Origin of the sequence: Brucella sp. H1_1004, assembly GCF_047308065.1 — a bacterium.
GTDB lineage: Bacteria > Pseudomonadota > Alphaproteobacteria > Rhizobiales > Rhizobiaceae > Brucella > Brucella pseudogrignonensis_B.
Genome location: NZ_JAYKZA010000002.1, coordinates 212,107 through 235,000, shown reverse-complemented (window position 1 = coordinate 235,000; position 22,894 = coordinate 212,107). Strand labels below are relative to the sequence as shown.

Here is a 22,894-nt window from a genome sequence, read left to right as displayed (position 1 = left end):
AATGCTGACATGAGTAACGATAAAGGGAGTGAGAGACTCCCTCGCCGAAAGTCCAAGGGTTCCTGCTTAAAGTTAATCTGAGCAGGGTTAGCCGGCCCCTAAGGCGAGGCCGAAAGGCGTAGTCGATGGGAACCACGTTAATATTCGTGGGCCTGCAGGTAGTGACGGATTGCGTGTGTTGTCAGGTCTTATTGGATTGATCTGGCAGCGAAGCGGTTCCAGGAAATAGCTCCTGCATATAGACCGTACCCTAAACCGACACTGGTGGACTGGTAGAGAATACCAAGGCGCTTGAGAGAACTGCGTTGAAGGAACTCGGCAAAATGCACGCGTAACTTCGGAAGAAGCGTGACCCTTCTTTAGGCAACTATTGGAGGGTGGCACAGACCAGGGGGTAGCGACTGTTTACCAAAAACACAGGGCTCTGCGAAGTCGCAAGACGACGTATAGGGTCTGACGCCTGCCCGGTGCTGGAAGGTTAAGAGGAGATGTGCAAGCATTGAATTGAAGCCCCAGTAAACGGCGGCCGTAACTATAACGGTCCTAAGGTAGCGAAATTCCTTGTCGGGTAAGTTCCGACCTGCACGAATGGCGTAACGACTTCCCCGCTGTCTCCAACGCAGACTCAGTGAAATTGAATTCCCCGTGAAGATGCGGGGTTCCTGCGGTTAGACGGAAAGACCCCGTGCACCTTTACTATAGCTTTACACTGGCATTCGTGTCGACATGTGTAGGATAGGTGGTAGACTTTGAAGCCGTGGCGCCAGCCATGGTGGAGTCATCCTTGAAATACCACCCTTATCTATATGGATGTCTAACTGCGGCCCGTTATCCGGGTCCAGGACCGTGTATGGTGGGTAGTTTGACTGGGGCGGTCGCCTCCTAAAGAGTAACGGAGGCGCGCGATGGTAGGCTCAGAACGGTCGGAAATCGTTCGTCGAGTGCAATGGCATAAGCCTGCCTGACTGCAAGACTGACAAGTCGAGCAGAGACGAAAGTCGGTCATAGTGATCCGGTGGTCCCGCGTGGAAGGGCCATCGCTCAACGGATAAAAGGTACGCCGGGGATAACAGGCTGATGACCCCCAAGAGTCCATATCGACGGGGTTGTTTGGCACCTCGATGTCGACTCATCGCATCCTGGGGCTGGAGCAGGTCCCAAGGGTATGGCTGTTCGCCATTTAAAGCGGTACGTGAGTTGGGTTCAGAACGTCGTGAGACAGTTCGGTCCCTATCTGCCGTGGGTGTAGGAATATTGATAGGATCTGTCCCTAGTACGAGAGGACCGGGATGGACGTATCTCTGGTGGACCTGTTGTCGTGCCAACGGCATAGCAGGGTAGCTATATACGGACTAGATAACCGCTGAAGGCATCTAAGCGGGAAACTAACCTAAAAACGAGTATTCCCTATCAGAGCCGTGGAAGACTACCACGTTGATAGGCCGGGTGTGGAAGTGCGGCAACGCATGTAGCTTACCGGTACTAATAGCTCGATCGACTTGATCATTCTCATTTACAATATCCATCGAACAAAGTTCGATGAAAACTTTGCCCCTCACGCCTTATTCACTTCGTGAATGGCTCCGGGAGGGCGCCGGGCAACCGGCGGCACACAGTCGTGTGCTTATTGTTTATCAGCGCTCTATAAACGCGCTGAATTATCTGCACGAAAGACAACAGCTTCTCATATTTGTGTTCTTCGCCGACCTGGTGGTTATGGCGGAGCGGCTGCACCCGATCCCATTCCGAACTCGGCCGTGAAACGCTCCAGCGCCAATGGTACTTTGTCTTAAGACACGGGAGAGTAGGTCGCTGCCAGGTCTGCTAAGCACACAAATAATCAACATCTTCTCAAAAACATACAAAACAGACATTCAACGCAATAAGCGCAAAAAATACCGAATATATGATTATGTGAGAGTGGCTCGGAGCAGCCCGTTCGGTCTAAAATCGATAATCAATCGATTTTTAAACGACCTCACCTCATCAGGCCAATGCCATGAAAAAAGGCGCCTGACTTCGCTCCCGGGCCGCAATGGTTCGTAACTCATAACGCGGGGTGGAGCAGCCCGGTAGCTCGTCAGGCTCATAACCTGAAGGCCGCAGGTTCAAATCCTGCCCCCGCAACCACTGATAACGACAAACCCGTAGCACCCGCTGCGGGTTTTTTGCGTTTCTGATAGCGGGTGATAATCGCTAAAGCTAACACCCCGGCAAATAAATATCCCGATATTGTGATAACATAGAATTTTGTCGTTGGGTGCCCAGCTGATAAAAGCCCGAGAGAAATAATCTCAACGGAGACAGTAATGAAGCTCTATTACAAACCCGGCGCATGTTCATTGGCACCCCACATCGTGCTCAGCGAAGCGGGATTTTCCTATGATCTCGAAGCCGTCGATCTCAAGGAAAAGAACACTGCCAGTGGTGCCGATTACCTGAAAATCAATCCGCGTGGCGCTGTTCCAGCACTTGAAATAGAACCCGGTGTTGTCATCACGCAGAACGCGGCAATCCTTCAGTACATTGGCGATCACTCCGACGTCGCTGCCTTCAAGCCAGCATACGGATCCATCGAACGCGCTCGCCTGCAAGAAGCACTCGGCTTCTGTGGCGATCTGCATGTCGCTTTTAGCGGTTTGTTCGCGCCCAATCTGACGGAAGAAGCAAAGACCACGATGATTGCCTCCATCAATCGTCGCATGGGGCAGCTTGAGGCGATGCTTTCAAGCGATCACGACTTTTTGCTCGGTGCGGATTTTACGCAACCCGACGCCTATGCATCGGTCATCATCGGTTGGGGCCATATGTTGAAGGTCGATCTTACGGCCTATCCTAAGTCTCTTGCTCTGCGCGAACGCGTCATCGCAAGACCGGCAACCCAAAAGGCCCTCAAAGAAGAAGGCCTGATCTAAACACAAAAAGCCCTGTGGCAAACTGTCGCCGGGCTTTTGGTTTCTAGAGCATTTCCAGTTTTCATTGAATCATTGGAAATGCTCTATGTCTCTTTTTTTTAAGCGCATCCCGAAAACCGTTTTATATTTTTCAGGATGCGCTTTAGAGCGACGAACTGAAATGTGCTTGTATACACTTGATGTACGCGACGAAGCCTAAATTCTAACTATTCTCAGGTAGTTGTTGATGGTTTGGTGTCAGGGCGTTCGACGAAGGCGCAGCTTCTGCGGTCTGTGCTATAGCGGCAGCTGTGCTCACCTGCTCAAACTTATCGACGTGCATTGAATGGTTTTTACGCCATCCCCCATGAAGATAGAGAGCGCCTGCCATAAGCATCGTCGAAAGCATAGCAACAGGGAAGCTCAGCCACAGGGCATCCGCTCCCAGCCAGTCTCGCATGCCTACGGCAACACCAAGTCGTACCGGGTACATTGAAACAAACAGAATGATTAGCGGCCAGATAACTTGCCCATTCGCCCGTACGGTACCAAACAGAACCATGGAAACGCCAAAGGCGATAAAGCCCCAGGTTGCGATCTTGCCAATGTGCTGACCGATTGGAATAGCTGGGCTTTCAGAACCCAGGAATATTTGCATGGCCTGCTTGTCGGCAATGAGCAGCAAAGCAACCAGAATACCGGTCATCAGAATGGCGTAAAAGACGCCAATCCGCGTGATGCTGGTGACGCGATCCCATTTGCCAGCGCCTATGTTCTGAGCAGCCATCGCACTCACCGCTGCGCCAAGCGCCATGGCTGGCATCTGAACATAGGTCCATAATTGTTGTGTTGCGCCAAAGGCTGCGGTCGTATTGACGCCTTCCTGATTGACCAGTCGCATCATTGTCAGCATGGCACTCGACACTACGATCATCTGGATACCTATCGGAAGCCCTTTGCTGAAAATCAGCTTCAAGACCTTGAGGTCAGGCACAAGAAGCCAAAGTTCCTGTCCTTTGAGGCGCAAAGGCAAATCCTTGCGATAGACATAGATGAGCATGGCCGCGAGACTGATATAGTTGGCTACGGCTGTGGCGAGTGCCGAGCCCGATATGCCGAGCGGGGGAATTGGGCCGATCCCGAGAATGAGCAGTGGGTTAAGTGCAATATCGAGGAGCACGGCGAGACCCATAAAAATCAACGGGGTCATGGAATCACCGCTGCCGCGTAGCGCCATCATTAGGATGGTTTGCATGAGAATGGCAGGCATCGCGACGAAGGTAACTTGCAGGAAGGCGCGCGCCAGTGGTTCAATCGTTTCCGGAGTGCCGAGCAGTCCCAAGACATGCGGTGCGAGGAACCAGCCAACCACAGCCACGATAATGCTGACGGGAATGAAAGCTCCAAGTGTCGTGCCTGTGATGGCACGAGCTGTTTCGATATCCCGCCGCCCAAAAGACTGGCCGATCAGGATCGTCGAGGCCATGCCGAAGCCGAAGACAAAGGCGGTGAGCAGAAACATTACCAGATTGCCGTTTGTTGTCGCTGCAAGAGCGTCTGTCCCCAGCAACTGACCGATCCAGATTGCATCGATGGAGCCGTTCGCCGATTGCAGGATTGATGAACCGAGCGTCGGTAGAGCGAAAAGCAACAGTGCCTGATTGATGGGCGCGGTTGTCAGATCAATGGCTTTTTTCATCCGGTCTCAATCTTAGTGTGCGAGCTACATTTGGTTGTGAACATACTTCATTCGGATGGTTTTCACAGTCCGACTTTTAACGCAGTAACGTTTGAAGCAGTTGCACAGCCGTTAGAGAAAATTCGCTTTGATAGAGTGAATCATTTTGCCCTTCTTTAATCTTCGGCACTTGTCAGACCCACTAAATCTGGCTAGATCAAAAATGTAATGTTATTACGTTGCATTGCGCGCGGAGATAAATGGCTTCGCACCTGAAAACAGGAGTTTCACAGTGCTAAAGACGCTTTCACAAATCGCTGTAGCTGGCCTTCTTTCTGGTATCATCATGACGGGGCAGACAATGGCGCATGATACTGCCAAGGAAGAAAGATCTGACGGATATTCACATCGTCATTCTCATAGCCACGACAATGATATTGCTCAGGGTTTTTTCAAGAATAGTCAGATCAAAGACCGTACTCTTTCTGATTGGGAAGGAGACTGGCAGTCTGTTTACCCCTATCTGAAGGACGGGACACTAGAGCCGGTTTTGGCGCATAAGGCAAAACACGGTGACAAAACGGCTGAGCAATATCATGCTTATTACGACACGGGGTATAAGACAGATACTGATCGCATCGTGATTACAGGTGACAAGGTCACTTTTCATGAAAACGGCAAGGCTGCTACGGGAGACTATGCCAGCGATGGTTATGAGATCCTTTACTATGACAAGGGCAAGCGCGGCGTGCGTTATATTTTTAAAAAGACGTCCGGCGATCAGTCTGCGCCGCAGTTTATTCAGTTCAGTGATCACGGCATCGCACCCGAGAAGGCAGGCCATTATCATCTTTATTGGGGTAATGACCGCGCGGCTCTGCTGAAAGAACTCACCAATTGGCCGACTTACTATCCGTCATCATTATCCGGCAAAGAAATCGTTGAGGAAATGATCGCGCACTAACATGCAATAGCTGTCTGCGCATTGGTTTATGTTTTTTTTAAAAACGGCCAATGCGTGGATAGCTCTCAGACGGGCTTTCAAAAAAGATCAGCGCGGCTCGATCTTTGCTTTGACAAAAACATCATAGCGGGTGCTTTTGCCGAGTATCTGATGCGACGGTTTTCGTATTCCGGCCATAGGCTCCGCACGCAGAGGCCATTTAAGCACAACGCGATTTTGCGCATGTTCCAGTGCGACCTGCATCAGCTTTTCCGAATCCGGATCGGTGCCGACGATCTCGCGGATCTGGCGCATTTCTTTTTTGACAAGTGCTGAATTTCCGCGTGGCGGATGCATTGGATCAACGAGAACGACCTGCGGTTTTAATTCTGGCAAAAGCTGACTGGAATCTCCATACAGTAAAGTCATCCGCGCGACGGTTTCGGCATATTGCCCACCCTCTGCAGCGGCCTTAGCCAGAGCATCGGCAAGAAGGGCATGCATGCGTTCTGAACGCTCAATCAACGTGACCTTTGCGCCAAGCGAAGCGAGCAGAAAAGCATCGCGTCCAAGGCCGGCTGTTGCATCCACAATCTCGGGCGTAACCCCTTTTGTGAGGCCTGCGGCTTTGGCCAGAGCCTGACCACGACCTTCGCCAGAGCGAAACCGGTGGCCGACTGCACCGCCAACAAAATCAACGACAAGCTCGGATGCTTCTGCTTTTTGGGACATGACTATTCTCAGAAGGGGCAGGGGGCGGAGAAGCGTACATCGTTGCCGTCGGGATGTGTGAAGCCAATGTCCTGCGCATGCAACATCAGGCGGTCTGCCGAGGCAAGTGCCGGGCCTTCGGCATAAAACGCGTCACCGAGAATGACATGCCCAATTGCCTTCATGTGAACGCGGAGCTGATGGGTTCGCCCGGTCAATGGAAACAGTTGCAGCCGGGTGGTATTTTCGCCCCGCTCTAAAACCTCCCAGCGCGTTTGTGCAGGTTTGCCATTTTCTGGGTCAACACGATGGCGAGGTTTGTTATCGGGATCAATCGCAAGGGGAAGGTCGATGAAACCTTCATTCTTGTCCACTTTTCCCCATACCTCGGCAATATAGCGCTTCTGCGTTGTCCGCGCTTCAAACTGTGCCGCAATGGTTGCATGCGCTTTGCGGTTCAGTGAGATCAGCACGAGACCAGATGTATCCTTGTCGAGGCGATTGATCATCAGCGCTTTTGGAAACTGTTTCTGAACACGGGTGGCGAGGCTGTCGAACAAAGCAGGGTGCCGTCCGGGAACCGACAACAGACCGCTTGGTTTATCCAGTACAAGCATGTCCGCATCGTGATAGATGATCGAGATGTGCGGCTCAAGCGGCGGATTATAAATCGGAATGTCAGACGATGTTAAATTCATATCTTTCATCTAGCATAGTTTGACTCTTCCGGAGAAGTGGCGTGCGCTTTAAAGCTTTTTGCGTCCGCCTCACTTCTCCACATTTCTTGCGTAAATGGATCGAGACTATTTATGGCATCAAAGACCACGCTCAATGCGAAAAATCTTGAAGCGCTCGGCGCAGAGCGTCTGGCCGAACTGCTTATTGAAATCAGCACAGGCAATGCGAACCATAAACGCCGCCTTCGTATGGAGCTTGCTGGAAATTCCAGTGGTTCGGAATTAGCGCATGAGGTGCGCAAACGCCTCAATAGTATTTCGCGCGCCCAAAGCTGGATTGGGTGGCGGAAGATCAAGTCCTTTAAGACCGATCTGGAAAGCCAGCGTAAGATGATCGTGGAGAAAATTGCGCCTGTCGATCCAGATGAAGCTTATGAACTTATCTGGCAGTTCCTGTCGCTTGCGGATTCCGTGTTTGAACGATCGGATGATGGTAATGGCACAATTATCAGCAGCTTTCATGCCGCAAATGAGGATGCTGCACTCATAGCAAAGCAGGCGAAAATCTCATCTGACAGGTTGGCTGAGAAAGTCTTCAATGCCTTACAGGATAACAGCCACGGCCAATATAATAATCTGATTGTTGCCATGGTCCCCGCACTTGGGGAGTTGGGTTTGCGAAAGTTGCAGCATTGCTTTGAAGACTGGTTAGCTGACAGCCGTGATAGCAGGCAGTCGAACAGCAGATCGTTCACTGCCAGACCAGCACTTCAGCAGATAGCGGATGCCCTTGGAGACGTTGATCTTTATATCGCGCAACATCCGCTTAATACACATGTCATTCCGCGCGTCTCAACGGAAATAGCCCGCAGGCTGCTTGATGTTGATCGTGCGCAAGAAGCTTTGACAGTGCTGGACAAGGCCAAGTTTGAGGGGCGGCGGGATATTTCGACTGATTGGCAGGCGATACGGGCCAAAGCGCTCGAAGTGCTTGGCCGCCGCGATGAAGCGCAGCAGTTTCGCTGGCAGAGCTTTGAGCAATCGCTCAACGAAGAGCTATTGCGAGAATTTGTGCGCCGGTTGCCGGATTTCGATGATATGGAAGCGGAAGAGAAGGCCTTCACTTTTGTGGCCGATTACCCGGATGCGAACCGTGCGCTGCAATTCTTTCTGCGCTATCCGTCTCTCAGCGATGCTGCGAAGCTTGTTCTAAAACGCAGTTTGGAGTTGGGCGGTGATCAGTATGAATTTATGTCACAAGCGGCAGAAAAACTCGCAGATAAATATCCTCTTGCAGCAATGCTCGTTCTTCGGAACATGATCGATTTCACACTCGGACATAGCCGCTCAGGTCGATATAAATATGCGGCGCAGCATCTACTTGAATGTAAGATGCTGCATCGTAATATTGTCGACTACGGAATATTAGTTAATCACGATATATATGTAGCAAACCTTCGCAGACAGCATGGAAAAAAGCGCGCCTTTTGGGACCTGATAGATTGATCCTTATTCTCGCAGAAAACATCGATGCCCATCATGGATAATGCAGTGGTCGAGCAACTGGAAAAAGAGGTCGCTCGCTTGCGGCTAGAATTGGCTGACAAAGAAAAACTCATTAATGAGCAGGCGCAGGCACTTCTGCACTTTAAGAAAATCTATGGCCAGTCTTCAATCGTCGCACAGATTGGCATTTGGGAATGCACTTTGCCCGATGAGGAATTAACCTGGTCAGACTATGTGTATGATATTTTTGAGTTGCCCCGCGGTTCTTCCCTTACACGCGCGCATACGCTGGCTTGTTATACTGAGGCTTCCCGGCAAGAGCTGCAAAAGCGGCGGTCAGACGCAATTGCCAGTCGCAGTGGTTTTACGTTCGAAGCCGAAATAACGACGTTTCAGGGCAATAAACGCTGGATACGTATCACTGCGTCGGTTGACTGTCAGGACGATGTGCCAGTTCGCATTTTTGGTATGAAGCAGGACATTACTGATCAGAAAGCTCGTTTTGATCGAATTATGTATCTTGCTGAATATGATCAAATGACTGGTCTGGCCAATAAAAGCCAGTTCCATATGAAGTTATCTTCTGCGCTCGAAGATGTCGTGATCGACAATGAACCTGATTACCTTTTACTCATTGATCTTGATGGCTTCAAAAGAATAAATGACGAATTCGGCCATCTTGCGGGTGATGAATGTATCCGAGAAATCGGCAACCGCCTCAGCAAGACTGATCTTTCGGGCGGCAACATTTTCAGAATTGGTGGTGATGAGTTTGCAATCATCACATCCCATATTTGTAAGCCGGAACAAGTCAATCAGTTGGCCAAAACCATTATCGAAAGTGCGTGTGATCCCATTTCCTATAATGGTATCAATTTAAAGCTCGGCGCATCAATTGGGATTGCGCCTATATCAGGCAGATCAGCGCCTGACGTTTTTTCCAATGCCGATGCGGCTTTGTATGCGGCGAAAGCTTATGGAAAAGGTGTGTTTCGCTTCCATCAGGGATAATATCGACTAAATCAACGTTCAGTCTTTCTATTTTTTGATGCTGTATTAGTTTTAGGCTTGGGTACTCAGAAACTGGTTATATTAGATCGATAGGGAGATAGCTGATGGCAAAAGTGAATGTCGCTGTTCTGGTTGGAAGTCTGAGAAAAGAGTCGTTCAATCGTAAGGTGGCAGTGGGTTTGAATGCGGTAACGCCGGATGACATGGCCCTGACGCTTGTTGAAATTGGCGATTTGCCGCTCTACAACCCTGATCTCGATACGGATACGCCGCCCGAAGCATGGACGCGGTTTCGCTCGGAACTGGCGAAAGCCAATGCTGTTTTATTCGTAACACCTGAATATAATCGGTCTGTTCCGGCTGCGCTTAAAAATGCCCTTGATGTAGGGTCACGCCCTTATGGCGAGAGCGTGTGGAGCGGAAAGCCAGCAGCAATTATCAGTGGCTCGCCGGGCAATATTTCAGCGTTTGGTGCCAATCATCACTTGCGTCAGTCGCTCGTTTTTTTGGATATGCCGACTTTGCAGCAGCCAGAAGCTTATCTCGCGCATGTTGATAAAATGCTGGATGAAAGCGGGAAACTGGTGCCTGATACGGCAAAGTTCCTCGGTGATTTCCTCAAGGCATTCGATCAGTTTTCTCAGAAGAATATCTGATAGAGCTATTTAAAATGATGTAAAGATCGCCGCGCATCCAGTGACTGGTTGCGCGGCGATTTAGTTTTGAAAATTATTGATTGCTTGAGCTGATCCTGCGTTTTAGATCGCAGCGATAGCACATGCTTCATCAAACTGGCCGTCGGTGCACCAGCGACACCCACTGCTCCCATCGTTACATCGCTGACCTTCACCGGAACACAGTCAGCCAGAACGAGGAAGCGATCAATGAATGCGAGTTCGCCTGCTGCAGGGTTCTTGGAGATGTTTTCGGCCAGTGCCTGGTTAACATATGCGGGACGATGAAATGTAAGCCTTCTGCCGTACGGCTTTTGGAGTGCATAAGCTAGTATTGTCGGCATGCAACAGGGCACGAAGGACACCCGCGCGACCAACAACAGCTGTTGAAACATTATAACCCTCAGCGAAACACGCTGCGACTGCTTCGCGTACAATCGTATTGGCCAATTCCACTGACATATTCTTTTCTTCAAGGATCTGTGCGGATGAAGCCGAGGTCTAAGGCGGCGGCCGTGGCCGTTTCAAGTGTGTTTAACGCACCTTTTTTCAGAGTAGCGCACAAAGACCAAAATACTCTTTTTGCATCATAGGCTTTGGTAAGCATCGTTAAATATTCTTCAGTATGACGCGGATATCACTATCAATTGTAATCAGTCGTAATTATTATTTGCTGAGGTGATCCTTGAAATGGTGGGGCAGTAAATGGAGCAGACAGCAGCTAACGATAGCGTTGCAGCGGATATTTTCCGGCTTAAACCTGCCAAATGGAATTCTTGGCGTGCAATTCGCGCTGCTTTTTGCATCGGTTTTCCATTCGCTGTAGGAATCATCTTTGACGATATAATGACGGGTATGTGGGTTGCTATGGGTTGCCTTATGATGGTAACCGGCGAAGGATCTGGCAGCTACAATTCGATTTACAGGAAGATGCTGATTTCAGCGCCCATGGGTGCTGCGGGTTATCTCTTTGGTTATCTCGGCTCTTTGCCATGGGGCGCAGTCGTAGTTTCTATGATGGTTGCTGGCTTTGGGGCCGCTTTTCTAAGCAGCAAAAGCAGTGCACTGTCCATCGGTACATTGCAAACTTTGCTTTTGGCCTCAATCGCGCTGGGTGTTCCTGCAATAACCCCTTTTTGGCAACCTGCCCTTCTATATTTGGTTGGAGCTCTTTTTTACGCAGCAGTTCTTAGCGTGGAGGTTCTGTTGAGAGGCTGGCATTCCGAAGATAGTTCGTCAGAAACTACCAACGTAAAGCAGCCCGCTCAAAATCTAGCTAAAACCGAGCATTTAGCTATTGCAGCTGCGATTGCGTTTTCGGTCTGTCTTGGTGTTTCGTATTGTGCGCATTGGTTTGATCGCGACGCACATTGGTTTTGGATACCCTTAACCGTTGGTTTGGTGATGAAACCCGATTTTGGATCAATACGAGATCGTGCGATTCAGCGCGTGATCGGGACAATCGCAGGCGTTGGAATCGGTGCTGTAGTTTTGGTAACTTTACCAAAGGGTGCTCTGTTTGTTGCAATAATGGCGATTTTGGCGGGGCTTCTCCCTTGGGCAATGCAGCGTTCGTATGTTTTGCAGGCCGTTTTTCTTACACCTTTGATTTTGATGCTGGTTGATGTCATTATTCCGGGGACCGCAAATATCGATTACGGAGTCCAGCGCTTGATCGATACAGCGATAGGAGGCGCGATCGTTATTATCATAGGATATTTGCCACTTCGATATTTCTACAATAGTTCTTACTGAGCAGTGGTTATATCGTCTGCGGGCATTGAATTAGGCAAAGAGCCATCCTGAACTCTTATAAACAATTCTATTTCAGTGTTTTTGTTGGGCGTAGCCATGGAATGGGTGTTTATTGGCATCCATAGCATGCCCAAAGCCGGCGAAAAGGGCGTCTCTTGACTCATCGCGACAGTCATTTGATATAGATGCAAACTTATCCGAGTAATGACTAATAAAGCTCTGCGACTAAATCGAGAACGCGACTATCAGTTCCACCTATCGTTTCAATATCATACGCCGATTGTTGAAGCGCATTCTTCACGTGTAGCAGTACGCGTTGATTACCCTCAACATCCATGTCCTAAAGTCTCCCAAAATCACCATTCACCTCCTTCTTCCCGTCTAATTTCCCCTCTTTTCGACTTTCTTTTTTCATTTATCGAAGTTCGTGAAACTTTGAGCGACAAGTGTTCGCGCTGTTGATTGCCGCTGAGAAGAGAAGTGGCTCGGGAAATCTGCACAGCTAGGATAAGTGGAAATTCTGCCTGACTTCGGCTTAGATGCCGGGAACAGGAGATACCATGACGAGACGACCACGCCGAAACCATAGCCCAGCTTTTAAGGCAAAAGTTGCGCTGGCTGCGATTAGAGGCGAGCAGACGCTAGTGGAATTATCCCAGCATTTTGACGTGCACGCGAACCAGATAAAGCAATGGCAAGATCAGCTTCTTGAGGGGGCCATTGGTGTTTTCGGCGACGAGACCAAGGCGGAATCAGCAGAGCCAACCGTCGACGTTAAAACGCTGCATGCCAAGATCGGTGAGCTAACTCTGGAGAACGATTTTTTAGCCGGAGCGCTCAGCAAGGCGGGATTGCTGGGCGGAAGGAAATGATCGACCGCGCTCACAAGCTTTCGGTCGCACGACAGGCAAAGCTCCTCGGGTTCAGCCGTAGCAGTGTCTACTATTCACCGCGCCCTGTATCGGATGGCGATCTGGCACTGATGCGCCGGATCGATGAATTGCATCTGGAATACCCATTCGCGGGAAGTCGGATGTTGCAGGGGCTTTTGAAAGGAGAAGGGCTTGAAGTTGGGCGGCTGCATGTCGCTACGCTGATGAAGAAGATGAGCATCGAGGCGATTTACCGTCGCCCAAACACCTCGAAGCCAGCGCCAGGGCATAAAATCTATCCCTATCTCCTGCGCAAGCTGGCGGTCACCAGACCCAATCAGGTGTGGGCAATGGACATAACGTATATTCCGATGGCACGTGGCTCTGTCTATCTGTGCGCTGTCGTCGACTGGTTCAGCCGCCGGGTTCTATCATGGCGACTGTCGATCACAATGGAGGCGGACTTCTGCATCGAAGCGGTTGAGGAAGCTCTGGTCAGCTATGGAAAGCCTGAAATATTCAACACGGATCAAGGATCACAGTTCACGTCCATCGACTTCACTAACTTGCTGAAAAAGGCAGAGATCGCCATCTCGATGGATGGCAAGGGTTCGTGGCGAGACAATGTCTTTGTCGAGCGGCTCTGGCGATCAATCAAATACGAAGAGGTTTATCTTCACGCCTACAAAACCGTGTCCGAGGCCCGAACTGGCATCGGCAGATATCTAAATTTCTACAACAGCCGACGGCCACATTCATCGCTTGACCGACAGACACCGGATCAGGTGTACTTCAACGCGCTGACACCAATGATCGTGGCAGCATAATCGAGGCGGTAATCCACTTAGCAAAACGCCCGAAACTGTTCAGACAAACCGAACCACTTCTGTAATCAATAGAATTTTAGTGAAAGACCGTACGGCTAAAGGCTTGCAATGGCGGAGAGGGTGGGAGAAGTTTCCACTTTTGCCTACTCTCAGGATATCAATAGGTTGCGACAATGCCCTCCTTGGCGTCACGATATTAATGTACCACATTACTGTACCAATGCACGATTAATTGCTGGATTTGCGAGAAATTCCATTCGTATTGGAAGAGGTAGATAAACGGACAGTAGAATTATCGCCGCTACTGCCTTGCACGCAACATCGGACATTCATGCGAGTTATCCCTTTGCTTAGAAGCGGACATCCCTCTCCACGGCTCTTTATTGCACTCACCCCCGGGCCCTGTGGCCCGACGGTCGAGCAGAACCGTCACTCATCGGCTACTGGCAAACGAGGTAAACCAAGTTCTTTTAGAAAAGTGTTATACTTCGCTGTTGCCTGACGGACCTGCTTCTCGATCTTAACCAACTCTCTCTGCGTTTCATCCAGATCGATTTCAGCCTCAGCCACAGCAGTGCTGATGTAGCGCGAGATGTTGAGGTTGAAGCCTTCCTCAGCGATGCGCTCCATACTCACGCGCTTGGAGTAGCGGTCCTCTTCTTTGCGGAACTGGTACGTTTCGATGATCTTCTGAATGTCATTCGGTTTGCCATCTAACCCCTCACGCAGTCGGTTCTGTCGCTTGCCTTTTTCATAATGATCGGCCGCGTTGATGAAGAGAACGTCATCCGGCTTCTTGCACTTCTTCAGCACAAGGATACAGACTGGGATGCCGGTTGAATAGAACAGGTTTGCGGGCAGGCCGATAACTGTGTCGATGTGACCATCCTTCAGCAGCTTCGTACGGATGCGCTCTTCTGACCCACCCCGGAAAAGGACGCCGTGCGGCAGGATGATGGCCATCACGCCCTCATCCTTCAAATAGTGGAAGCCGTGCAGTAGGAACGCAAAGTCTGCGGCGGATTTGGGCGCCAGCCCATGGTTCTTGAACCGCACGTCGTCGCCCATCGCTTCAGCCGGCTCCCAACGAAGACTGAAGGGTGGGTTGGCCACGATCGCATCAAACGAGGGTTTCTTGGCAGGGTTCAGCTCTCGAAGGATGTCCCAGTCATTGTTCAGCGTGTCGCCATGGTAGATTTCGAACTCCGTGTCTTTCACGCCGTGCAGCAGCATGTTCATGCGAGCGAGGTTATATGTGGTGATGTTCTTTTCTTGCCCGTAGATTTTTCCTATGCCATGCGGTCCCATACGCTTTCGCACATTCAGCAACAGCGAGCCGGAGCCGCATGCAAAATCGAGCACGCTGGCGAGGCGCTCTTTCTTTCCGGTTGCGGGTTCTTGGCTGTCCAACGTTACGATTGCGGAAAGGATGTCAGACACCTGCTGTGGGGTATAGAACTCGCCTGCCTTCTTTCCAGAGCCAGCGGCAAACTGGCCGATCAGGTATTCGTAAGCATCGCCCAGCGCGTCGACATTGGATGAAAAATCGGCGAGCCCATTAGCGATCTCAGTAATGATCGCGCAGAGCTTCGCATTGCGGTCAGCATAGGTCCGGCCAAGCTTTTCAGAGCCAAGATTGATTTCGGAAAAAAGCCCACTGAACGTGCTCTGGAAAGACTCGTTCTCGATATATTTAAAGCCTGCCTGCAGTGTGTTCAGAAGGTCGTCGCTCTGCGTGCGCGCCATGTGGGCGATGCTGGCCCAGAGGTGTTCCGGTTTGATGACGTAATGCGCCTTAATGCGCATCTGCTTTTCAAAGGCCGAAACATCGTCGGGGTTTTGCGCGTACCACACGGAAAGGGGCGAGCGCCCGCCATTGCCAATCGTGTTGGGATCAGGGTAATCGCGTCCAAGCTCCTTCTTGGCGGCCACCTCGTAATTGTCCGAGAGATAACGCAAGAATAAGAAGGACAGCATATAATCGCGAAAATCGTCCGCGTTCATCGCTCCGCGCAGCGTGTCGGCGATGTTCCAGAGCGTCTTGCCCAATTGCTTTTGGATTTGATCGTTCATTGTGCTGGGGCTTCCACGGGCTTTGGCGCATGAAGGACGAAATTGTACTTGTCCTTCAAGCCAAGGAAAACTCTGTCAAACAGTTCTCGCGTATCATCCTCTAGTAGATCGCCTTCGAAGTAATACACCTTCTTATGTGAAAGCGTGTTGATGACGCGCGCGACGTCCTCAGGATCAGTAATGCCAATTTCTTTAAGCACATAGCCAAACTGGCCAACCCCAAGAAAGGACGCTACGTTCTCCAGCACCTGCCGCAGTAGCGCAAAGTGAAACGCCCTAACCTCATTCGCTAACGACGCTTGCTCAAGTAGTTGCAGAAGGCGCAAGTGATAAAGCAACACGTTGTTGTTCGGGCTCTCTAGTGAAAGCTTACCATTCTTGGCGCTGAGAATGCCGACCTTTGCCTGCTTCTTGAATTTGTCGGCCTTCTCACCCTTCTTCAGCCAATCGGCCAGTATCGCGAAAAATCCTAAATGGTGCGTGGTGATGATGATCTTGCGCTTCTCGAAGTGTTCCTCGATCAAATCGAACAGCGTCGAGGCCGTGATGAAGATGTTATGGTCATCCAGACTTGAAACAGGATCATCGATGAAGAAGTGGGAAGCCTGCTGGTCTGCCCATCCATCAACCTCAAAAAGCGCGAGGAAGAAGCACCAGACGAAAATTCTCTCTTCCCCGCGTGATATCTTGAATGCAACCTTTGAGATATTGTTAGGGTCATCCGGGTCCGCCTCCTCTTGAAAGAACGATACCGCCTGAATGCCGTCTTCGGGATCGTCATAGGGAATGAACTCGAAGCGATAGGCTGGTTTGAAGCGGTTCAGCTTGTCGCGCACGTTATCTTCGGTCAGCGCGCTGTGGAACTTGTTCAGGCTGCACTTGCGGATATCCAGCTTAATGGGCGTTCCGTCGTTCTCGGGGTCATTTTGCCAGATGAAAAGATCCTCACTATAGGCATTGTAGTACACACCTGAATGCGAGCCTTCATCGTCCTTGGTCTCATCCTTGTAGGCGACGGAAAGACGGGTCTTGCCGGTTGCGTTGAAGGCATAGACTAGGACGATCTTTTCCTTTGCGTCGCGGAGGTCGGTGGCAATCTCAGAATGGTTCACGATTGGGGCTCTTCAATGGATGGGAAAAGTTGCTGCATGAGGCCATTCTTGTGGGTCCCGAGCGTGTCGAGCTTTCGTGTCTCGGCGACGATCAGGTCGTCGAGGTAGGTGAGGCCGTCGGCGATGCGTTGTTGTTCGACTGAGTCGCTCGGGTATGAAAACGCGAGCCCCTTGATTAGGCCTTGGCTAAGGTTTTCTTGCCCACCACTGTTGCTAATCCCACGCAACTCCTCGTAACGACTAGCCAAGTTTAGAAACACAAAATTTGGGTTGATGCCCTTTCTTGGTAGAATGGCAGCACACGCTTGATTGGTTGCGGCCTTTACTCCCAACATCGCTACTTGGCCACGCGTTTTTCCTTGGCCATACATCGCCAACAGAATGGTCTTCTCAGGGAAAATTTTCGCCGATGATTTCTTTAACCCAACCTCGCTAATGAATTCGGTAGCCTCAGAAATAACGTTAAAGTTGACGAGTGAAGTGGTAATCCAAGGAATACCACCGTTCCAGTACTCTTCTTTGCTGCGTTCGGGAGTACCTCCCGACGTGATGTCGAAGAGGTTCCCCAAGGTATCCTCAATCCACTCCCCCGTCCCCTCGAACTCGCGGAAGCGGAGGCGGGGTTGGTTTTCGCCTTCCTGTGGGAAAAGTTGTTTCATTAGACCCTTCTTATGTGCCCTAAGCGCCTCCAACTTCCGTGCCTGCGAGGCAATCAGGACGTCCGCTGAGTCGAGACAGTCGGCAATCTTTTGCTGTTCGGGTAGGGTCGGTTTCAGCAGTTGCAGTTCGGAAAACTGCTTGTAGCTGATCATTTTCCCGTCGCGCAGACCTTCAAGGTTCCGAGTCAGCTGTTGGATGAAATCATGTGACTTGAAATGCTGCCGGTAGAACGTGTCAGACAGTCGCCCACGCTTACGGAGTATCACATAGGCTGGGCTACAGACTCCGTGATAGTTAGAAAACTCGATGCCGCCCTGAAAGGAGCGCAAACTGATAATGAAATCACCGGGACGGACTTCCTTGTAGGTCTCAAGGCTTCTGTCGGTCACCGAAACATGATAATCGATCATATGCCTTGGGATCGCGCCATGTTCCTGCGTGATGGCAAGGATCGGAAGGCCCGGGGGCGTTTCACGGTTGCTGACTTGCTTGAATAGTTCGTCGCCCGGCGCGGTATCCCAAACGCCAGTTTCCTGAAACTCCGGAAACCGCAGCTTGGGCACTAAAGCAGCCCCACTGTCTGCCTTGGAAGCAGATTTACCGTTATTGCTCATAAGCGCTAAGCCCCGAAATCTCACGCCCACCGGCGCGCTTGAGCAGCAACGGCATCAGGTTAGCCATCAGGTCCAGTTCCTTCACCCGGCGCATCTTCCAGTTCAGGCCAAGGGGTTCCATCAGATCGGTCAGCGCCTCTCCGTCAAAGATCATGCGTTGCAGGATGGTGTCGACAAAGCTTTGCAGCGCTTCGGTGGCCAGCCCGTGCTTGCCCGCAATCTGCGCCAGTTCCACGGCGTTCTTTTCCGCCTTGAAGCGGCTATAGCCCTCCCGAATAGCCTTTTCGCTGAGCCCTTCACCCGCTTTGAGGGTATTGATGTAGGCCGCGATATCCACCCGCTCGTCCATGAACTTGGCGTCAGACTGGATAAGGCCGATCAGCTCCTCACGGCTCATCTTCTGCTTGCCGGGCATCGCCTCTGAATAGCGAGCGATCAGGCCCATGATGTAGTCATAGTCGATGACGGCGGACGCGAAGAGGACGAATTCGAAATCCAGTTGGTCGGTTTCCTGCGAAGGCTTTTCCGTACCCTTGCCCTGCTGCGCTCGCAGGCGCTGGGCGGTTTCCAGATAAGCGCCGCGGAAGCCAAGCAGGTTGTCGCGCGGCAAAACCTGTTCGATGGTCTTACGGTTTTCGTCGGTCAGGTCCGTGTATTGGTCAAGTTGGGTCTTGAGCCGCTGGACCTCTTTGAAGTGCTCAATGAATGCCGCACGAGCCGCGTCGCCCTTGAGGTTAGGCACGGCTTCCGGGGCGTAGTTAAGGCCCTGTGATTTCATGAAGGTATCGAGATCCTGGACCGCGGCCTCCAGTTTCTGAATTACCAATGGAGCCTTGTCGACTAGCCAGATTTCCCGGGCCTTTTCGGCGGCGGTCTCGCCCGAGAAAAGCGCGATGGCTGCATCGACCGCGCCTTGCTGCTGGCGGAAGTCTAGGATGTTACCGTAGGGCTTGGTGGCGTTCAGCACCCTGTTCGTGCGCGAGAAGGCCTGGATCAGCCCATGATGCTTCAAGTTCTTATCCACATAGAGGGTGTTCAAAAACTTGGAGTCAAATCCGGTCAGTAACATGTCGACGACAATCGTGATGTCGATCTTGCGGTGCGGCTGGTTGGGGTAAGCCTTCTTAAGGTCGGCATCAGGCCATTGCTGATCTTTAATACGCTTCTGCACGTCCTGATAATAGAGGTCGAATTCGCCGATCTTGTGATTGGTGCCGTACTGGACGTTGTAGTCGGCGAGGATGACCTTCAAGGCTTCTTTCTTCTTTTCCGGCTCGACCTTGTTGTCTTCTCTCTCGTGTTCAAGGTCCTCCGAGAGCTGTTCGATGTCCTTCTTCGCCTCTGGGGTTTCCGCCAGTTGGGCAGGCGGGGAAAAGACGCAGGCGATATTCAGAGGTCGGAAGTTAGGATCAACGGCAAGTTTTTCTGTCTGCATCGTCTTGAAGAGGTCGTAATACTCAATGGCGTCATTGATCGATGATGTGGCAAGTAGGGCGTTGAACCGACGCTGCCCAGTGGCTTGGTCGTGCTTGGCTAGGATTGCCTCGATCACTGCCTTTTTGGCCAGAGGTTTGCCGGGCTTGGGAAGAGTTTTGCCCTGCGGCTTGAAATAGTCGACGTGGAACCTGAGGACGTTTCCGTCCTCGATAGCGTGGGTGATCGTGTAGGTGTGAAGGCACTGCTGGAAGAGGTCTTCCGTCGTCATCATGCTACCTTGGGTATCTTCGATCTTCTCGCGGTTTGAGTTTTTGTCGAAGATAGGCGTGCCGGTGAAACCGAAGAGCTGGGCGCGTGGAAAGAAATCCTTAATGGCCTTGTGGTTTTCGCCGAACTGCGACCGGTGACATTCGTCGAAGATGAAGGCGATGCGCTTATCGCGCAGGGGTTCCAGCTGTTCCTTGAAGCTTTTCTTGCCGTCCTTCTTTTGCTGCTTATTGCGTTTGCTGTTTTCGTCCAGCGCGAGGCCGAGCTTTTGGATCGTGCAGACGATGACCTTGTCGGCGTAGTCGTCCGAAAGCAGACGGCGAACAAGGGATGCGGTGTTGGTATTTTCCTCGACGCAGCCATCCTGAAACTTGTTGAATTCCTCGCGCGTCTGCCGATCGAGATCCTTCCGGTCCACGACGAAAAGGCACTTCTCAATGTCGGGATTGTCCTTCAAGAGCGTTGACGCCTTGAAGGAGGTGAGCGTCTTACCACTGCCCGTCGTGTGCCAAATGTAGCCGTTGCCGCAGTCTTGGGCGATGGAGTCGACAATCGCCTTCACCGCGTAAACCTGATATGGTCGCATCATAAGTAGTTTCTGCTCGCTCGCGACCAGAACCATGTACCGGCTGATCGTCTGGCCGAGTGTGCACTTGACAAGGAATGTATCGGCGAAGCTGTCGAGATGGACAATCTTCTTGTTGTCTACGTCCGCAAACTCATAGACCGGGAGAAATCGCTCTTCGGCATTGAAGGCGAAATGGCGCGCATTGTTGTTCGCGAAGTAAAAGGTTCGATCGCGGTTGCTAACGATGAAGAGCTGAAGGAAGCATAAAATGGTCTTTGTATAGCCGTTCCCGGGGTCGTTCTTGTAATCGACGATCTGCTCCATGGCACGACGAGGGCTTATGCCGAGGGTCTTCAGCTCGACCTGAACTACCGGGACGCCATTGATCAGGAGAATGACGTCATAGCGGTGGTGACTGTTGTCCGTGTTGATACGAAGCTGGTTGATCACCTCGAAGGAATTCTTGCACCAGTCCTTGATGTTCACAAGCGTGTAATTCAGCGGGGTGCCGTCATCGCGGGTGAAGCTGTTGCGCTCGCGCAAGATCTGAGATGCCTTGAAGACATCGGGATTGACGATCTCGTCCAAGAGGCGGCTAAATTCGGCTTCTGTGAGTTTAACGCGGTTGAGCGCTTCGAACTTCTCACGAAAGTTCTGTTCAAGCGTAACGCGGTCCCGAATGTCCGGACGATGTTCGTATTTGAGGTCATGCAGCTTGGCGACAAGTGACTCTTCAAGGCCTCTTTCAAGTGTGTGCATGTTAAGACGATTACCCCGCAGACTATCCAAGCGTGCATGCCCCTTTCGAGGATTCGAATTGTATAGCTGTCTATTCATAAAAAGGGGAGCCCACGGTAGACGTAATCTTCAATTTGATGGGGCAATCAAACCGCTTGGCCCGAAATGGACCTCCATCAAAGGCATTCTGTCAAATGCTGACAGTCCGCTCACGGCCCAATAGCTGTTGTACTCGGACGGCAGGCGCATAATTAGGTGATGCACTGCCGAGAGATACCTTTCGAGATCACACATGTGTTTAAAACCCAGGAGCATTTAACTATTACCAACATGAACGAGGCGCTCAAATAGTAAAACACGGGTGCTCCTTGTAGGTCTTGATAATAGATAGTTATCCAAGTTGGAAAACTCCCCTTTAGCGATTTCTTACCCCTCTCGTGTTAATCGATGCACCTGTGAAAGCATAGATACAGCAGTTTAGACAAACTGAGGGGCCGGGGGACGCATGGCTAAGATCACGGCAGATCGTTATGAGCCGTCATATGATGAACTTGAACAGCTCTTCGTTAATAACGAAGCACTTCTGTCAATTGAAAAGCATCTGAACAAGTTTAATCCGATCAAGGTGATGAAGATGCAAGGGATGGAAATTCGCCATTCCGCTATCCTTGCTTGGCTATTAGACCCTAAAGAAACCCATGGGCTTGCGGACAGCTTTCTTAAGGCGTTTCTGGCTGAAGCACTTCGGGGTAATGGGCTTAGCAAAAAGCCCAACGCGTTGCAGATATCACAAGCTGATCTTCGCAATGCAGAGGTGCGCAGTGAGTGGAAGAATATCGATATCTTCATTTTATCACCGGAGAACCGGTGGGCCTTCATTATCGAGAATAAGGTTTACAGCAGTCAGCGTAAAAGCCAATTAAGCGACTATCGGCAGCGCATTGAGGAGCTTTACCGTATTCAAGCGACAGACATTGAAAGACCGCTTGATATTATCGGGATATTTCTGACGCTTAATGATGAAATCCCTGAAGATGGCGAATATGTGCCTATTCGCTATGGCGCAGTGTGCAACTTTATAAGGTTATATCTTAATCACGAAGCCTACTTGCTTCAACCAGAAGTCACTACGTTTTTGACCCACTATATGCACGTGCTGGAGGAATTAATGGGCAATAGTAGCGAACGCACAGAGATGGAAGCTCTTGCCCGGAAGATGTATCGGGAGCACAAAAAAGTCCTGGACTTCATTCTTGAACATGGTGCCGGATCGGATTTCGCGTTGGCGGCCCATCGGATTTTTGGAGACAACCCAAATCATGGAGATGAATTTAACATCCGGGACCGCAAATTCACCTACACGGGTCTGAACGCACGGACTTTTAGTTTTGTTCCAGCGAGTTGGCTTGCCGGCATTGGCGGTTTTAGTAAGAACTGGAAAGGCTGTGAAAAATGGTGGGCTGGATTGCCATTCATTTGTTGGATGGAGATCGTGACTCACGCCGATGGAAAGCAGGGTCATTTGAAAATCGTTGCAGAAATTGGACCACTTGAGGACTACGAGTTCAGAAAGCGCCTTATTGAAGGCATCGAAGACCTTTCAGCTGAACACAATCTGAGTATAGGCTTTCAAAGCGGCGCGAAGCAGAAAGGGACGATGTATTCACGCTTTTTACGACGTAACACTGAAAAGCTTGATGACGTCCAAAACAGCGAAGAGATTTTTCGTAAGATTGAAATTCTTATCCATCGGTTTAATGACGCGTTCGATAGGATTGGAGTTATTTTACCCGAACTCTGCAAGGACGAAACCTTGGTCATTCAAGAGGCCAAATGATGATGCCTCCGTGCCAATTTTAGATTGGCGCGGCTTCTAA

At 50.8% G+C, this 22,894-nt stretch carries 16 protein-coding genes, 1 tRNA gene and 2 rRNA genes (1 of these 19 cut by a window edge); 11 read left to right on the top strand and 8 right to left on the bottom strand.

The features are described from left to right. The 4 genes from U2P60_RS08360 to gst all read left to right on the top strand — a co-directional run. Positions 1–1,507: ribosomal RNA gene (locus tag U2P60_RS08360) — 23S ribosomal RNA — on the top strand (it extends 1,305 nt beyond the left edge of the window). Between the two features lie 199 nt (positions 1,508–1,706). Then, positions 1,707–1,821 (top strand): 5S ribosomal RNA (rrf, locus tag U2P60_RS08355). A gap of 232 nt (positions 1,822–2,053) precedes the next feature. Further along, positions 2,054–2,130 (top strand) — tRNA-Met (locus U2P60_RS08350). 179 nt (positions 2,131–2,309) lie between these two features. Next, on the top strand, positions 2,310–2,915 hold the full coding sequence (gst, locus tag U2P60_RS08345; protein WP_413572190.1) for a glutathione transferase: 606 nt from the start codon (positions 2,310–2,312) through the stop codon (positions 2,913–2,915). A 202-nt stretch (positions 2,916–3,117) separates the two neighbouring features. On the opposite strand, the gene U2P60_RS08340 is transcribed toward gst, so the two are convergent. Beyond that, the gene (locus tag U2P60_RS08340; RefSeq protein WP_413572189.1) at positions 3,118–4,593 is read right to left on the bottom strand and encodes an MATE family efflux transporter; all 1,476 of its coding nucleotides are present in this window, start codon (positions 4,591–4,593) and stop codon (positions 3,118–3,120) included. Between the two features lie 325 nt (positions 4,594–4,918). Here U2P60_RS08340 and U2P60_RS08335 point away from each other — a divergent pair, with 325 nt between their 5' ends. Next, positions 4,919–5,536 (top strand): ZinT family metal-binding protein, encoded by a 618-nt coding sequence (locus U2P60_RS08335; protein ID WP_413573722.1) that lies wholly within the window; start codon positions 4,919–4,921, stop codon positions 5,534–5,536. Between the two features lie 87 nt (positions 5,537–5,623). On the opposite strand, the gene U2P60_RS08330 is transcribed toward U2P60_RS08335, so the two are convergent. Together U2P60_RS08330 and U2P60_RS08325 are read right to left on the bottom strand one after the other, a co-directional pair. After that, the gene (locus tag U2P60_RS08330) at positions 5,624–6,247 is read right to left on the bottom strand and encodes a class I SAM-dependent methyltransferase (RefSeq protein WP_413572188.1); all 624 of its coding nucleotides are present in this window, start codon (positions 6,245–6,247) and stop codon (positions 5,624–5,626) included. Between the two features lie 8 nt (positions 6,248–6,255). Then, positions 6,256–6,924 carry an RluA family pseudouridine synthase gene (locus U2P60_RS08325; RefSeq protein WP_413572187.1) on the bottom strand — a complete coding sequence of 223 codons (669 nt, stop codon included), beginning with the start codon at positions 6,922–6,924 and terminating at the stop codon, positions 6,256–6,258. Positions 6,925–7,035: 111 nt separating this feature from the next. On the opposite strand from U2P60_RS08325, the gene U2P60_RS08320 reads away from it, so the two are divergent. The 3 genes from U2P60_RS08320 (at position 7,036) to U2P60_RS08310 (ending at position 10,076) form a co-directional block, all read left to right on the top strand. Further along, entirely contained in the window at positions 7,036–8,409 is a 1,374-nt protein-coding gene (locus tag U2P60_RS08320; protein WP_413572186.1) for a DUF6880 family protein, read from the top strand. Between the two features lie 24 nt (positions 8,410–8,433). Then, positions 8,434–9,420: a diguanylate cyclase domain-containing protein gene (locus U2P60_RS08315; RefSeq protein WP_413572185.1), complete on the top strand. Its 987-nt coding sequence runs from the start codon at positions 8,434–8,436 to the stop codon at positions 9,418–9,420. 104 nt (positions 9,421–9,524) lie between these two features. Beyond that, on the top strand, positions 9,525–10,076 hold the full coding sequence (locus U2P60_RS08310) for an NADPH-dependent FMN reductase (protein WP_413572184.1): 552 nt from the start codon (positions 9,525–9,527) through the stop codon (positions 10,074–10,076). A 285-nt stretch (positions 10,077–10,361) separates the two neighbouring features. Here the strand turns inward: U2P60_RS08310 and U2P60_RS08305 are convergent, their stop codons facing one another. After that, entirely contained in the window at positions 10,362–10,556 is a 195-nt protein-coding gene (locus tag U2P60_RS08305; RefSeq protein WP_413572183.1) for a heme-binding protein, read from the bottom strand. A gap of 243 nt (positions 10,557–10,799) precedes the next feature. On the opposite strand from U2P60_RS08305, the gene U2P60_RS08300 reads away from it, so the two are divergent. Both U2P60_RS08300 and U2P60_RS08295 read left to right on the top strand, forming a co-directional pair. Further along, positions 10,800–11,849 carry an FUSC family protein gene (locus U2P60_RS08300; RefSeq protein WP_413572182.1) on the top strand — a complete coding sequence of 350 codons (1,050 nt, stop codon included), beginning with the start codon at positions 10,800–10,802 and terminating at the stop codon, positions 11,847–11,849. A gap of 560 nt (positions 11,850–12,409) precedes the next feature. Beyond that, positions 12,410–13,548, top strand: a protein-coding gene (locus U2P60_RS08295; protein ID WP_413571901.1) for an IS3 family transposase whose coding sequence is annotated in 2 segments (ribosomal slippage) — positions 12,410–12,677 and positions 12,677–13,548 — 1,140 coding nt in all. Because the reading frame shifts where the segments join, the coding sequence is not laid out codon by codon here. Between the two features lie 429 nt (positions 13,549–13,977). On the opposite strand, the gene U2P60_RS08290 is transcribed toward U2P60_RS08295, so the two are convergent. From U2P60_RS08290 to U2P60_RS08275, 4 genes are read right to left on the bottom strand one after another with little or no spacing between them, the layout of a single operon-like run. Further along, entirely contained in the window at positions 13,978–15,621 is a 1,644-nt protein-coding gene (locus U2P60_RS08290; protein WP_413572181.1) for a type I restriction-modification system subunit M, read from the bottom strand. Next, positions 15,618–16,733, bottom strand: a complete 1,116-nt coding sequence (locus U2P60_RS08285) for an AAA family ATPase (RefSeq protein WP_413572180.1) — start codon at positions 16,731–16,733, stop codon at positions 15,618–15,620. The genes U2P60_RS08290 and U2P60_RS08285 overlap by 4 nt, the downstream gene beginning before the upstream one ends. After that, complete coding sequence (locus tag U2P60_RS08280; protein ID WP_413572179.1) at positions 16,730–18,007, bottom strand: restriction endonuclease subunit S; 1,278 nt, start codon at positions 18,005–18,007, stop codon at positions 16,730–16,732. Before U2P60_RS08280 ends, U2P60_RS08285 begins: the two co-directional genes overlap by 4 nt. Then, entirely contained in the window at positions 17,997–21,038 is a 3,042-nt protein-coding gene (locus U2P60_RS08275; protein WP_413572178.1) for a type I restriction endonuclease subunit R, read from the bottom strand. The genes U2P60_RS08280 and U2P60_RS08275 overlap by 11 nt, the downstream gene beginning before the upstream one ends. 484 nt (positions 21,039–21,522) lie before the next feature. Here U2P60_RS08275 and U2P60_RS08270 point away from each other — a divergent pair, with 484 nt between their 5' ends. After that, a complete protein-coding gene (locus U2P60_RS08270) occupies positions 21,523–22,854 on the top strand; it encodes a PD-(D/E)XK nuclease family protein (RefSeq protein WP_413572177.1) in 1,332 nt (443 codons plus the stop codon). Positions 22,855–22,894: the final 40 nt, after the last annotated feature.

What these genes read in the sequence shown, in the direction of transcription:
- U2P60_RS08305 (WP_413572183.1), bottom strand. Translation starts at nt 10,556, where the DNA reads ATGTCAGTGGAATTGGCCAATACGATTGTACGCGAAGCAGTCGCAGCG.
- U2P60_RS08270 (WP_413572177.1), top strand. Translation starts at nt 21,523, where the DNA reads ATGGCTAAGATCACGGCAGATCGTTATGAGCCGTCATATGATGAACTT.
- U2P60_RS08325 (WP_413572187.1), bottom strand. Translation starts at nt 6,924, where the DNA reads ATGAATTTAACATCGTCTGACATTCCGATTTATAATCCGCCGCTTGAG.
- U2P60_RS08340 (WP_413572189.1), bottom strand. Translation starts at nt 4,593, where the DNA reads ATGAAAAAAGCCATTGATCTGACAACCGCGCCCATCAATCAGGCACTG.
- U2P60_RS08315 (WP_413572185.1), top strand. Translation starts at nt 8,434, where the DNA reads ATGCCCATCATGGATAATGCAGTGGTCGAGCAACTGGAAAAAGAGGTC.
- U2P60_RS08275 (WP_413572178.1), bottom strand. Translation starts at nt 21,038, where the DNA reads ATGCACACACTTGAAAGAGGCCTTGAAGAGTCACTTGTCGCCAAGCTG.
- U2P60_RS08300 (WP_413572182.1), top strand. Translation starts at nt 10,800, where the DNA reads ATGGAGCAGACAGCAGCTAACGATAGCGTTGCAGCGGATATTTTCCGG.
- U2P60_RS08290 (WP_413572181.1), bottom strand. Translation starts at nt 15,621, where the DNA reads ATGAACGATCAAATCCAAAAGCAATTGGGCAAGACGCTCTGGAACATC.
- U2P60_RS08335 (WP_413573722.1), top strand. Translation starts at nt 4,919, where the DNA reads ATGACGGGGCAGACAATGGCGCATGATACTGCCAAGGAAGAAAGATCT.
- U2P60_RS08310 (WP_413572184.1), top strand. Translation starts at nt 9,525, where the DNA reads ATGGCAAAAGTGAATGTCGCTGTTCTGGTTGGAAGTCTGAGAAAAGAG.
- U2P60_RS08330 (WP_413572188.1), bottom strand. Translation starts at nt 6,247, where the DNA reads ATGTCCCAAAAAGCAGAAGCATCCGAGCTTGTCGTTGATTTTGTTGGC.
- U2P60_RS08280 (WP_413572179.1), bottom strand. Translation starts at nt 18,007, where the DNA reads ATGAGCAATAACGGTAAATCTGCTTCCAAGGCAGACAGTGGGGCTGCT.
- U2P60_RS08320 (WP_413572186.1), top strand. Translation starts at nt 7,036, where the DNA reads ATGGCATCAAAGACCACGCTCAATGCGAAAAATCTTGAAGCGCTCGGC.
- gst (WP_413572190.1), top strand. Translation starts at nt 2,310, where the DNA reads ATGAAGCTCTATTACAAACCCGGCGCATGTTCATTGGCACCCCACATC.